The 11626-nt window shown below is 28.2% G+C and carries 12 protein-coding genes; all 12 read left to right on the plus strand.

The annotated features are described in order from the left end of the window. Window positions 1–698: hypothetical protein (locus tag VK071_07005; protein ID HLR35067.1), on the plus strand; the 698-nt coding region annotated here is incomplete at its 5' end. After that, a complete protein-coding gene (locus tag VK071_07010; GenBank protein HLR35068.1) occupies window positions 695–2326 on the plus strand; it encodes an Mbeg1-like protein in 1632 nt (543 codons plus the stop codon). The genes VK071_07005 and VK071_07010, both read left to right, overlap by 4 nt. Before the next feature lie 425 nt (window positions 2327–2751). After that, entirely contained in the window at window positions 2752–3438 is a 687-nt protein-coding gene (locus tag VK071_07015) for a hypothetical protein (protein HLR35069.1), read from the plus strand. A 148-nt stretch (window positions 3439–3586) separates the two neighbouring features. Then, complete coding sequence (locus tag VK071_07020; GenBank protein ID HLR35070.1) at window positions 3587–4300, plus strand: hypothetical protein; 714 nt, start codon at window positions 3587–3589, stop codon at window positions 4298–4300. Between the two features lie 231 nt (window positions 4301–4531). After that, window positions 4532–5164 carry a response regulator transcription factor gene (locus tag VK071_07025; GenBank protein ID HLR35071.1) on the plus strand — a complete coding sequence of 211 codons (633 nt, stop codon included), beginning with the start codon at window positions 4532–4534 and terminating at the stop codon, window positions 5162–5164. 126 nt (window positions 5165–5290) lie between these two features. Further along, window positions 5291–6214 carry an ABC transporter ATP-binding protein gene (locus VK071_07030; GenBank protein HLR35072.1) on the plus strand — a complete coding sequence of 308 codons (924 nt, stop codon included), beginning with the start codon at window positions 5291–5293 and terminating at the stop codon, window positions 6212–6214. Continuing rightward, window positions 6215–7006 (plus strand): ABC transporter permease, encoded by a 792-nt coding sequence (locus VK071_07035; protein ID HLR35073.1) that lies wholly within the window; start codon window positions 6215–6217, stop codon window positions 7004–7006. Between the two features lie 16 nt (window positions 7007–7022). Continuing rightward, the gene (locus tag VK071_07040; protein HLR35074.1) at window positions 7023–8192 is read left to right on the plus strand and encodes a histidine kinase; all 1170 of its coding nucleotides are present in this window, start codon (window positions 7023–7025) and stop codon (window positions 8190–8192) included. Between the two features lie 86 nt (window positions 8193–8278). Then, on the plus strand, window positions 8279–8941 hold the full coding sequence (locus VK071_07045) for an MtnX-like HAD-IB family phosphatase (protein ID HLR35075.1): 663 nt from the start codon (window positions 8279–8281) through the stop codon (window positions 8939–8941). Between the two features lie 171 nt (window positions 8942–9112). After that, a complete protein-coding gene (locus VK071_07050; protein ID HLR35076.1) occupies window positions 9113–9661 on the plus strand; it encodes a hydrolase in 549 nt (182 codons plus the stop codon). A gap of 89 nt (window positions 9662–9750) precedes the next feature. Next, window positions 9751–10848 (plus strand): ABC transporter substrate-binding protein, encoded by a 1098-nt coding sequence (locus VK071_07055; protein HLR35077.1) that lies wholly within the window; start codon window positions 9751–9753, stop codon window positions 10846–10848. Window positions 10849–11035: 187 nt separating this feature from the next. Then, a partial coding sequence (locus tag VK071_07060) for an MATE family efflux transporter (GenBank protein HLR35078.1) occupies window positions 11036–11626 on the plus strand: 591 nt, incomplete at its 3' end.

Below are 11626 nucleotides of genomic sequence, written 5' to 3' on the forward strand. Positions count from 1 at the left end.
GGGGTTGTACAATGAGAAAAGAAGAGGAAAATAAAGAATTACCAACTATGGAAGAAGTCCGAGAAGAAATGCTTGATTATTTAGAGGATAAATATGGTGAAGAATTTGAAATGTACAATATTGAATATGCAGGATGGGGAAGTGGAGAAAGAGAACATATGCTAGTATATCCAAAAGATAGGGAAGATGATGAAAGAGTTTTTTCTCTATATAGAATATATGAAGATGATGGTTCAATAAGATATGAAGATGGATATGTGGGTTATGTTATGGAACCTATAGCCATAGAAAAGTATGAAGAGATTGTTAAAAAATATTTTCCAAATAGTATAATTTTTGCTGGTTTTGCTGGTTCTTATACTTATCCTGAGGAACTGACAATAGATAGTGGATATGATGAGTTTAAAAAATATATGGATCAAAAAGTTTTTATAGGTTCACATATATTTGCTGGTATTGAAAATGAAGAAGAAGCAGAAGAATTGGTGAAGAAAATGGAAGAAGATTTAAAGGATGAATTTAAAGTAGCTAATTATTCTTTTTATGGATATACAATGAAGGATTATGAAAAAGAAATTTTGGGAAAAGATGAGGACTATCTTATAGCAAAAAGAAAAGAGTTTTCAATTATTGAAGAGGACTATAAATGGGGAAACTTAAATCACGATTATATATATGAGAAGGAGAAAGGTAAATGAGTGATGTGTTGATAGAAGAAGAAAAAGAATTAGTAGAAGAGCTTTTAATTTTAAATTCTATTGTATATACAGAAGATTTTGCTGATGGGACTATTCGAAAGCATAGGAATGTATATGATTGGGCTGTTGAATTTGATGTAGATTCGATAAAAAATAGGAAGAGTTACCCAGCTGAAATAAATGAAAAAGAATTTGAAACAATAATAGAAACTATTAAAAGAAATGAAGAAGTTTATAGTAAAATGAAAATTGATAATGTTACCACATATAAAGCAAATAATGTAACAGGTGGTAAAGGAGTAAATGCAACCATTGAATATGAGGGTAGCTATATAGTCGTTTATAAAGGTACTGCTGGTGCTAAGGACTGGAAGGATAATGAAGAAGGTGGTTATTCAAATATTAGTGATACAAAACAGCAGAAGGCTGCTGCAGAGTATTTTGAACGTATGATGAATAAGAAACCTAGTTATATAGATAAGGTTTATGTAACTGGTCATTCTAAAGGAGGAAATAAAGCTCAGTATGTAGGTGTACTATATGGAGATGAGATAGAGCATGTATATGCCTTTGATGGTCAAAACTTTAATGATACATTTAAATTAAAGTACTATAGTAAAATAAAAAAGAATAACCATAAAATTACTAATGTAAGTAATGAATATGATTTTGTAAACATTTTGTTGCCAAGAGTTTCTGGAAGAACAATTTTTGTAAAGTCAAACACTAGTCTTGGTAGTAAGTGGGAGATAAAGGCCGCATTGAAGCATAAGATTGGAGGATGGCATTCCCCTTATTCTATGCTAAGCCCAACTTATTCACTAGTGTATACAGGACAAAATCCCGATGGAGAATTAAAAGGGACGGATCTTAATCTTAATGCAGAAACAGAACAAAGTAAATTAATGCAAAATCTAGAGGGTTATTTAGATTATCTTTATCTTTATATGAATGAGGAAGACTGGAGATATTTAAGTAATACCATAATGACACAAATGATGAATGACAAAGAAAAAGAATTTTATAAAGATCAACGGATTGAAAAACCTAAAGGATTTGAAGAAAGGTTAGCTAGTCTGAGTAAGGGATATTTTGAAACAAATACGGATATGGAACCTGAAGAAATAATGATATTAATGGCTATTTTATTGAGTGATCTTAAACTATCATCATACTTATTTGGAGGACCAAAAGGGATAGAATTTGGTATTGAGAAATTAGTTCCTAGAGAGAAGCAGTTAAATAGGATATACAAGTTATATAAAGAAGCCCCTGCTGAAAGTTATGCTCTTGTTACAAGAGACTTTACAGAAGAAACTAAACAAAAATTATTATCTATTGTTGAAGAAGTAGAAAATGAACATTTATTGAATATTACTAAATGGGATGTTTTTTATAGGATAGAAAAATATATAAAAGGGTTAGACTTTCCAACTAACGAAAATGAATTAAATACATACTATAGAAAAATCATAGATATGGAGGATACTAGTAAAGAACAAATAAATGAAATTTTTGAACAGGTATATGCTACCGATAATAGTTTTTCGAAGGAGCTTGATGATTTAGCATCTAAAGTTAATGAAATTAATGGTGAATTAGAAAAAATGCTAGATAGATTTCAATAGAAATTTAGGGTTTTATTAAAATAGCGAGACTGTTTAGCAATAATTTATAAATCTTAGTTTTATGTAAGTTAAAGGATACAACTGAAATTATATTTTCATTTAAATTAGGGTTGCTAAAAACACTTAAGGTTAGGAGCCAAAGAGAGGTAATACCTAAAGAGTTTGATAATTTTGTATGATTGCCTTAAAGACAGACATTAGGCCAAGTTTAATATTAAAAAATTATCAAACTAAAATGAATAAGGGCTAGAATGATAAACTTTCTAGCCCTTTTCATTTTCTAAAGCAAATTAATATTATTCTAAAAGGAAGGAATTTTAGAGTTTTAATAGGTGAAGTATTTATATGATAGTTAGGAGATGAAGTAGTTGAAAAAAATATTTTTATTACTGTTATTATTAACTTTAATATTAGGGGGTTGTACAATGAAAAAAGAAGAGGAAAATAAAGAATTACCAACTATGGAAGAAGTCCGAAAAGAAATGCTTGATTATTTAGAGGATAAATATGATGAAGAATTTGAAATGTATAATATTGAATATGCGGGATGGGGAAATAGAAATAGAGAAAATATGCTAGTATATCCGAAAGATAGGGAAAATGATGATAGAGTATTTACCCTAAATAGGATATATGAGGATGATGGTTCAATAAGATATGAAGATGGATATGTGGGGTATGTAATGGAACCTATATTTGTGGAAAAGTATGAAGGGATCGTTAAAAAATACTTTCCAAACAGTATGGTTTTTGCTAGCCTTCTTGGGCCCCATGTATATCCTGAAGAACTTACTATAGATAGTGGCTATGATGAATTTAAAAAATATGTAGATGAAAAAGCTCGGCTAGGTGCACATATATTTGCTGGTATTGGAGATGAAGATAAAGCAGAACGGTTGGTGAAGCAGATGGAAGAAGAATTAAAAGCTGAGTTTGAGGTAGGCAGATTTTCTTTTTATGGATATACAATGGAAGATTATGAAAAAGAAATTTTAGGAAAAGATAAAAAATATCTTATAGCTAAAAGAAAAGAATTTTCAATTATTGAAAAAGAATCAAGTTGGGGAGACTTAAACCATGATTATATATATGAGAAGGAGAAAAATAAATGAGTAGCAAACTGAGAGAAGGAGAAAAAGAATTAGTAGAAGAGCTTTTAATTTTAAATTCTATTGTTTATACAGAGGATTTTACTGAAGAATTATTTGAAAACTAAATAAAAGGTTTTATATTCATATTATATAAATGGGGGCGATAATTATGATGAAAAATGTATTTCAACAATATAAGAAAAATATTAGTAAGTTTATTATTGTTTTTGTTTTAATAATATTAGTAAATATAATTCCTATTGAGAGAATACTTCCAGATTCACTAAGTCTAAGTATTATATTAGGACTGGTTGCTAATTATAGATATATAGTTTATATAGTTATGATTAGCATTTTATTAATTAGGTCCTTTATTTCGACCTATGGATTACTTATTGCAAAGAAAATTGTTAAAGAACAGGAAATTAAACAGAAAGAAATTTTCTCAGAAGTGTTTCGTTATTATCCTAAGGTTATTGTATTTGGACTAATATTAGGAGCAATCTTAGTAGAAGTTAGTTTTATTGGGATAAAATTGATGATTACTAACCGTATCTCACGCATTTTATCTTTTATATTGTTTATTACTGTATTAATATTATCTATTATTTTATCACCAACATATTCCTATATTATATATCACAATGAAAAAATATGGGATTCAGTAAAATCAGCATTTCAAATAGGGAAAAAATACTTCTTTAGGTTATTTGGTGTATTTCTTATATTGGCTGTAATACCGCAATTAGTTAATATGGCACCTTATGGGATTGTAAGTTTTATTCTTCTGGTTATTTTTTCTTGTTTATCTAAGGGTTATTTATATCTATATATTACTAACATAATTAGAATGGAGGGGGAAGCGGAAGAAGAGATACTGTGATGGGGGAAAATCTTTGAAAAGTATGAAAAGGTTTTAATAGTCTTTCTTTTATATATATTCATAAATAACTATCTGAAATTGGTTTTCTTTGGTTTATATTTAGTAGAGACAGTATTACTAACTAATTTTTCTTTAAAAACCTTATTTTTATTTATATAAAGGAATTTATCAATAATTATAGAAGTTAACTAGTATAACTAGAATTAATAATCATAAAAGGATGAGACAAGCATGATTAAAGTGTTAATAGTAGATGACCAGGCTCTTATCAGAGAGGGATTAACTATGATGTTAAGCCTTTTTAATGAAATTAGAATAGTCTGTGAAGCTAAAAATGGTAAAGAGGCTATTGATATATTAAGTAAGAAGGATATAGATGTTATTTTAATGGACATTAGAATGCCAGTTATGGATGGGGTAGAAGCAACAAAGATAATAAAAGGAAAGTATCCAGATATAAAAGTTTTGATTTTAACTACCTTTAACGAAGATGAATATATATTTGAAGGTTTAAAATATGGTGCCGATGGTTACATCCTGAAAGATGTGAGTTCGGATGAATTAGTTGAGGGGATAAAAACAGTACATAAAGGTAATTTACTTCTTCAATCAGAAGTAGCCACAAGAGTTGTAGAAGCCTTTAAAGATAGTCATACTAATATAGAGGGAAAAAGTAAATTAAAAACTCTTACTCCAAGAGAGGAAGAAATAGCTTTACTTGTTGGGGAAGGAAAAACTAATAAAGAAATAAGCACACTTCTATATATTACAGAGGGAACAGTAAAAAATCATATTACTAGAATATTGAATAAATTAAAATTAAGGGATAGAACTCAATTAGCAATACACATAAGGAAATTATAAAAAGCTGTACTAAGGGGTACAGCTTTTTATATGACTAAAGTCATACATAAATTGTGACTTATTAGAGAAGACATTCTTTAGTTGTTAATATACAATGAAATTAGAAAGTGAAAGGGGAGGTTGTAAATGAAAGCCATAGAGGTTAATAGTCTAACTAAACATTATGAAAAGGTTAAAGCTGTAGATAATATTTCTTTCAGTATAGAAGAAGGGAAAATTTGTGGTATTTTAGGACCTAATGGTTCTGGTAAGACTACTACTATTAAAAGTATTTGTGATTTAATAATTCCCGATGAAGGAAATATTAAAGTTTTAGGAAAAGAAAATAGGAAGGCAATGGACAATATTTCAGCAGTATTTGAAGGAACTCGGAATTTGTATTGGCGACTAACTCCAAGGGAAAATTTACGTTATTTTGCAGGCATAAGGGGATTAGGGGGAGAAGTCATAGAAAAAAATATTGATGAATTACTAGAACGATTTAATTTAGCTGATAAAAAAGATACTATGGTTAATAAATTATCTAGGGGTATGCAACAAAAAGTAGCCATAGCTATGACTTTAATATGTGATACGGAAATTATTCTATTAGATGAGCCTACTTTAGGATTAGATGTACAAAGTTATATGGATATAAAAGAAATGTTAGCAGATATTGCTAAAACTACAAACAAAACTATTTTATTAAGTACCCATAATATGAATTTAGTACAAGATATTTGTGATGATGTAGTTATATTAAATAAAGGAAAAATAATTGCCCAAGATACAGTAGAAAATCTCATGGATATGTTTGAAAGTAAGACTTATGAAATTGTTTTAACAGAAAGTTTATCTAAGAAAGATGAAGAATATTTATCAACTCTTGATTACGATTTCTATTTTATTAATAATAAATCTAAATTAGAAATAGATATTTTTAATATTGAAGAAATATATAATATTATAGATAAACTTAGGGAGAGGAATATACTTATTAAAGAAATAAAACAAAAGGATAATAATTTTGAAAGGATATTTTTAAACATAACCAATGAGGAGGTAAGGTAGATGAAAGCATTCTTTTATCTTTTAAAAGTATCTTTAGAAAAAACTTTTAAAGAACTTAAAAGATATAGATTTAATACAGTATCAAGATTTTTACTTTTCTATGTTTTATTTATGGCAATGTTTTCAGGTATTAAAGGGTTTGGCACATCTCTAGGGTTGTCTAATGTAGAAATGGGTGATAACTTAGAAGGATTTATAGTCGGATATTTTCTATGGACAGTTATGTTTATATCCTTTGTGGACATTGCCTATAATATAATAGATGATGCTAATAAAGGAACTCTGGAACAACTAAATATGTCTAATATAGATCTTTCACAAATATTAGTTGTAAGAAGTCTAGCGAATTTATTAATAAATGTGTTATTCTCTATGGTTCTTCTTTTTGTCATTATGTACTCTACAGATCATTGGTTAGAAATAAAAATGTTTTCTACCATAGTTCCTATTTTTATTGGCATATTTAGTATATTAGGTTTAGGTTTAATATGTGGGGGATTAGCTTTAATATTTAAAAAGGTACAATCACTATTAAATTTAGCACAGTTTTTCTTAATAGCCCTAGTTACAGGTTTTCCTAAAAATAAAATAGTATCAGGATTAATTCCTTTTAATGCTGCAGCAGAAAAAGTTCATCTAACTATGACTAGAGGGTATACCATTACAGATTTTTCTGTCCTTGACTATGGAATAATAATTGGAAATTCTATTCTTTATTTTACTATAGGATTATTTGTTTTTAACCAATGTGTAAAGGTAGCAAAACAGAAAGGTCTATTAGGACAATATTAATAAGTAGGGATGGGAAATGAATAAATACTCAAGATATTTTTATTTAATTGGTCGATTAATGTATATTTTTATTTTTATAGATATTATTTATAGGACTAAGGGAGATATCTCTAGTTCTATACTATTTGCTAGTATTTTTTTAGCAGTTGCAATAAATGACCATTTAAGAATATATGGATATTATAAAAAATATAAATATGGATATTATATATCTTTATTTATTTCAGCCATTGTTAGTGTTATAATGGCTTATTTTATCTATGGATACATAGATTTTTATATGTTTATAATTTTGCATGAAATAGGCTTATATACTGGTGGTAAGATAGGAAAGATACTTTTCACATCTGATCTTATTATTATTCTCAGTGTAATTATATTAAGGCAAATACCTTCTTTTAATGAAGTGTTGAGTATAAGATTCTGGAAAGATAACGCATTTGCCTTTATAATAACATCATCTTTTATAATATCTTACTCTTTTTCCATACAAGCCTATAAAGCATTATACATTGAAAAAACAAAAGTAGAAAAAATGAATAAAAAGTTAGAACAGCAATCTGAAGAAATAGAAAGATTAACTATAACAAAAGAGAGAAATAGAGTAGCTCAAGAAATTCATGATTATTTGGGCCATAATTTATCTGCATTAAATATGAATTTAGATGTAGCTGGAAAAATAATAGATAAATATCCCAGTAAAACAGAAGAAATTATTAATAAATGTCAAATATTAACTAAAGAGAGTATGGAGGGTTTAAGGGAGGCGGTATATGCTTTGAAGGAAGGAGATTATTCTTTTAATTTAAAATACTCTATAGAGGGACTTATTGAGAATTTTTCTAATACTGGCAGTGTAAATATTATTTTCAACTATAATAAGAAAGTGGATGAATTATTATTAAATTATAAAAATACAATTTACTCTATTATAAGAGAAAGTTTAACTAATAGTATAAGACATGGACAGGCTGATGAAATTTGTATTGATATTGATATAGATAATGGATTTGTAAACATTATACTTAAAGATAATGGAATAGGCTGTAGTGAAATAATTAAGGGTAATGGGCTTAAGGGAATTGAAAATAGAATATTAAGCATTGATGGAAAAGTAGATTATATTACCGATGTAAATGAAGGATTTGAAATAAGGGCTAATATTCCTATTAAATATGAATTTTAAATTTTCTCATTCTCTTGTTATATGCTATAATACTATCTGGATGAAAATAGTTACTTAGTTTAGCATTGTTACAAAGGAGGAAATAAATGAAATCTAAAGGCATAGCCATACTAGCTGATTTTGATGGTACAATAACGGAAATAGATACTAATTTAAAATTGATTAGTACTTTTGCTGAAGAAAAACATGAAGAAATAAGGGAATTATATAATGAGGGAAAAATGGATTTACTTAGTTCTATAAGACTTCAATATAAGTATATTAAACTAACGGAAGAAGAATATATAGATTTTATATTAAATGAAATTAATATTACAGAAGGATTTGTAGAATTTTATAAAAATATTAAAAATAAAAATATCCCTTTTGCTATAGTTAGTGGAGGCTTTGAAAATGGAATAAAGCCTTTCTTAAATAAATATGGAATTTATGATGCAGAGATTTATGCAAATAAATTTATATTTAATGATAAAGATATGGAAGTTAAGTTTTATGATGAAAAGCAAAAATGTAAATATAGCAAAGAACCTTGTGGAAATTGCAAAGTAAAACATTATGAAAATTATAAAAAAGACAACGAACAAGTAATATTTATAGGAGATGGTTGGACGGATAGATGTGTTGCCCATGAAGCGGATATAATATTTGCCAAAGAAGGGTTATTAGATTATTGTAAAGAAAATAATATAGATTGTATTCCTTGGGAAAATTTTAATGATATAGCAATTAAGCTAGAACATCTATTTTAAAGGTTTACGAAAACGTACTATAGCATAGGGGTAGTACGTTTTATTATTTACATGGTAGAAATATATATAAACTAAGGAGGATTTTTATATTGATAGTAGAAGTCTTACCTTAGGAAGAAACAACAGAACATTTAAATGATTTATTTGAATAAAAATTATGGAGGGATAATTATGGAGAAGTTTACATTAAACCATGAAGATTCTGTTTTATTTATTATTGATATTCAAGAAAGATTGGCTAAGGTTATGAAAGACAGGGATCAAGTAATTAATAATACTAATGTCTTAATATCAGCTTCAGAAGAATTAGGTTTCCCTATAATTTATACGGAACAATATCCTAAAGGTTTAGGTAGAACAGTTTCAGAATTACAAAGGGGATTAGAAGAAGCACATAGGTATGAAAAAGTTCACTTTACGGCCTACATAGATGAAGTGAAAGAAATATTAGATAAAATAGATAGAAAGAAAATAATAATAACTGGTATGGAAACTCATGTATGTGTGTTTCAAACAGCAAGAGATCTTATAGATAATGGTTATAAAGTGTTCATAGTAAAAGATGCCGTTTCTTCCCGGACAAATGAAAACTATAAAAATGGACTAGATTTATTGAAAGAAATGGGGGCAGTAATAACCAATACAGAAACAGTTATATTTGATTTATTAAAGAAGGCGGGGACATCGGAATTTAAAACTTTATCAAAATTAATAAAATAGATAAAACTAGAATTGTAGAATATCTATAAAGGAATTTGGTCTCTCTTATAGAAGATATACGGTATAAAGTTCTAATAAGGGGGATAGGTATGAAAAAAAGATTAAGTGTATTTCTAGTATTAATCCTAGCTCTATCTAGTATTTTAGTTGGATGTAATGGGAAAAAGGAAATAGTAGATTCTTCAGCATCTAAAGAAGAATTATCAGTCTATAAGGATATGGCAGGAAGGGAAGTCCAGCTACCAGAAAAGATTGAAAAAGTTTATACAACTAGTTATGTAGGAACAGTATTTATGTATACTTTTGATGAGGAAAAATTAGCAGGAATAAGTGTTAATTTGACAGAAGATGAGAAAAAATATACTTCAGAGTATTTTCAATCTCTTCCAGTAATAGGAGGTGTAGGTGGTAAAGGTCAAGAAACTAGTCTAGAAGAGATAATCAGCATATCACCAGATGTAGTTCTATTCATTGATAGTCTAGATAAAGGTAGCATAGATGAAATGGATAAACTACAGGAACAATTGGATATTCCTGTTATAATGTTAAGTGACCATATAGAGGATATATCAGACACCTATAGAGAACTTGGAAAAATATTTGATAATGAAGAAAGGGCTAATGAATTAAGTAAATATGTAGATGAATGGTTTAAGGAAGTAGATGATATTATAAGTGATATTCCTGAAGAAGAAAGGGCAACAATATATTATGCAAGTGGACCGGTAGGATTGGAGACAGGGGTTAAAGGGTCAAGACATGTACAGTCAATTGAGCTTGCTGGAGGAGTAAATGTAATAGAAGGGGATGCTAGTGAAAATAAAGGTAGGGTTGAGGTTTCTATAGAAGAAGTATTAGAAGGGAATCCTGAGTTAGTAATTGTGGCACCTTCAAAAAGTGATGGGGTATCTAGTAGTTATGAATATATAAAAACTGATGAAAGCTGGAAATATGTACAGGTAGTTAAAAATGGTAAGGTATATGGAACCCCCTATAAGCCTTTCAATTGGTTTGATAGACCACCAGCTGTAAATAGGGTTCTAGGGATAAAATGGCTTACATATATTATGTACCCTGATAAAGCTGATTATGATATTAAAGAAGAAGCAAAAGATTTTTATAAACTATTTTATAATATTGAATTAAATGAAGAGGATATTAAAGATATATTAGGGAACTCAATATAATAAGAATCCTGTGAATTATCACCACTTATGGAAGGTGGGAGAATTCTTGCAAATCCAGGTTAAAAGGTATACTGATTAATCAGTATACCTTTTAAATTTGTACAAGCTAATCTTATGATATATAATATTATTTAATTGATAATTTTAAAAATATATAAGTTATTTTAGTGAAACAGGAGGTAATTTATTGAACAAAGAAATAAGACTTACTGAAGGTAATATAATTGAAACACTAGTAAAACTTGCATTACCAATTATGGGGACTTCTTTTGTGGAGATGGCCTATAGTTTCATGGATATGATATGGCTTGGTAGATTAAGTACAAATGCAGTAGCAGCAGCAGGAACTGTTGGATTCTTTACCTGGTTTGGGTCTGCATTATTTTTAATACCTAAAATAGGTGCAGAAGTCGGGGTGGCTCAATCCTATGGTAAAGATGATATGGATGCTGCCAGACATTATGTTTCCCATACTTTGCAATTAAATATTATTATTGCTTTATTATATTCATTGTTACTTATAGTTTTTAAAGACAAATTAATAGGATTTTTTGATTTAGGAGATAAAGAAGTAATTAGTATGGCGGTAGATTATCTAGTTATAATTTCCTTTGGAATGATTTTTTATTTTCTAAATCCTGTTTTTGCTGGTATATTCAATGGTACTGGAAATAGTATCACACCATTTATTATAAATTCTATTGGGCTAGTTATAAACATAGTTCTTGACCCTTTATTAATTTTTGGTTGGGGTCCATTTCCTGAGATGGGGATTAAG

Source organism: Tissierellales bacterium (assembly GCA_035301805.1).
Taxonomy (GTDB): Bacteria; Bacillota; Clostridia; order Tissierellales; family DATGTQ01; genus DATGTQ01.

What these genes read in the sequence shown, in the direction of transcription:
- VK071_07010 (HLR35068.1), top strand. Translation starts at nt 695, where the DNA reads ATGAGTGATGTGTTGATAGAAGAAGAAAAAGAATTAGTAGAAGAGCTT.
- VK071_07040 (HLR35074.1), top strand. Translation starts at nt 7,023, where the DNA reads ATGAATAAATACTCAAGATATTTTTATTTAATTGGTCGATTAATGTAT.
- VK071_07020 (HLR35070.1), top strand. Translation starts at nt 3,587, where the DNA reads ATGATGAAAAATGTATTTCAACAATATAAGAAAAATATTAGTAAGTTT.
- VK071_07055 (HLR35077.1), top strand. Translation starts at nt 9,751, where the DNA reads ATGAAAAAAAGATTAAGTGTATTTCTAGTATTAATCCTAGCTCTATCT.
- VK071_07025 (HLR35071.1), top strand. Translation starts at nt 4,532, where the DNA reads ATGATTAAAGTGTTAATAGTAGATGACCAGGCTCTTATCAGAGAGGGA.
- VK071_07050 (HLR35076.1), top strand. Translation starts at nt 9,113, where the DNA reads ATGGAGAAGTTTACATTAAACCATGAAGATTCTGTTTTATTTATTATT.
- VK071_07045 (HLR35075.1), top strand. Translation starts at nt 8,279, where the DNA reads ATGAAATCTAAAGGCATAGCCATACTAGCTGATTTTGATGGTACAATA.
- VK071_07030 (HLR35072.1), top strand. Translation starts at nt 5,291, where the DNA reads ATGAAAGCCATAGAGGTTAATAGTCTAACTAAACATTATGAAAAGGTT.
- VK071_07015 (HLR35069.1), top strand. Translation starts at nt 2,752, where the DNA reads ATGAAAAAAGAAGAGGAAAATAAAGAATTACCAACTATGGAAGAAGTC.
- VK071_07035 (HLR35073.1), top strand. Translation starts at nt 6,215, where the DNA reads ATGAAAGCATTCTTTTATCTTTTAAAAGTATCTTTAGAAAAAACTTTT.